Source organism: Echinimonas agarilytica (assembly GCF_023703465.1).
GTDB lineage: Bacteria > Pseudomonadota > Gammaproteobacteria > Enterobacterales > Neiellaceae > Echinimonas > Echinimonas agarilytica.
The window spans coordinates 1-1,585 of record NZ_JAMQGP010000019.1; the positions used below are offsets into that span (position 1 = coordinate 1).

The 1,585-nt window shown below is 53.9% G+C and carries 1 protein-coding gene; it reads right to left on the reverse strand.

The genetic code is table 11. The features are described from left to right. A partial coding sequence (locus tag NAF29_RS18060) for an Ig-like domain-containing protein (protein WP_251263030.1) occupies positions 1–1,585 on the reverse strand: 1,585 nt, incomplete at both ends.

The window sequence follows — 1,585 nt, forward strand, 5'->3', positions numbered from 1 at the left end:
GCACTAGGCCAATGGTGAAGTCGGCATCAGAGGTTTCAGCAGCATCGCCTTGCGCATCGACTCCATCGATAGTCGCAGTGTAATCGCCATCGGCTAACGCTGCGCCATCGGGCAGTGTGAATTCCCAAGTGCCGTCAAGCTCTGGCGTGACCGCGTATTCAACACCGTTCACCGTCAACGTTAAATCACCCACGGTATTATCCGAGGTACCACTAAAGGTTGGCGTGGTGTCTTCCGGATCGTTGGTCACGGTAATACTGACTTCTGGGGTCAGTAGAACCCTAAAACTCGCGGAATCTTCAGGTGCATCATTATTTTGCGCATCGGAGCCGTTAATCGCCGCAGTATAAGTGCCGTCCCCTAAGGCGGCACCATCCGGCAGGGTGAATTCCCAAGAGCCATCAGCTTCGGGGGTTACAACATAGTCCACACCATTGACCGTCAGCGTTAAATCGCCGTCAGTATTGCTCGATGAGCCTGAGAAAGTAGGCGTAATTTCATCACCTGAGGCCACGGTATCGATGCTGACAATCGGCAGCTGATCCACCGTGAAGTCGGCATCTGAGGTTTCAGCAGCATCACCTTGCGCATCGACTCCATCGATAGTCGCAGTGTACTCGCCATCGGCTAACGCTGCGCCATCGGGCAGTGTGAATTCCCACGAGCCATCAAGCTCTGGCGTGACCGCGTACTCAACACCGTTCACCGTCAACGTTAAATCACCCACGGTATTATCCGAGGTACCACTAAAGGTTGGCGTGGTGTCTTCCGGATCGTTGGTCACAGTTATACTGACTTCTGGGGTCAGTAGAACCCTAAAACTCGCGGAATCTTCAGGTGCGTCATTATTTTGCGCATCGGAGCCGTTAATCGCCGCAGTATAAGTGCCGTCCTCTAAGGCGGCATCATCCGGCAGGATGAATTCCCAAGAGCCATCAGCTTCGGGGGTTACAACATAGTCCACACCATTGACCGTCAGCGTTAAATCGCCGTCAGTACTGCTCGAAGTTCCTGAGAAGGTAGGCGTAATATCATCACCTGAGGCCACGGTATCGATGCTTACAATCGGCAGCTGATCCACCGTGAAGTCGGCATCTGAGGTTTCAGCAGCATCACCTTGCGCATCGACTCCATCGATAGTCGCAGTGTACTCGCCATCGGCTAACGCTGCGCCATCGGGCAGTGTGAATTCCCACGAGCCATCAAGCTCTGGCGTGACCGCGTACTCAACACCGTTCACCGTCAACGTTAAATCACCCACGGTATTATCCGAGGTACCACTAAAGGTTGGCGTGGTGTCTTCCGGATCGTTGGTCACAGTTATACTGACTTCTGGCACTAGGCCAATGGTGAAGTCGGCATCTGAGGTTTCAGCAGCATCGCCTTGCGCATCGACTCCATCGATAGTCGCAGTGTACTCGCCATCGGCTAACGCTGCGCCATCGGGCAGTGTGAATTCCCACGAGCCATCAAGCTCTGGCGTGACGGCGTACTCAACACCGTTCACCGTCAACGTTAAATCACCCACGGTATTATCCGAGGTACCACTAAAGGTTGGCGTGGTGTCTTCCGGATCGTTGGTCAC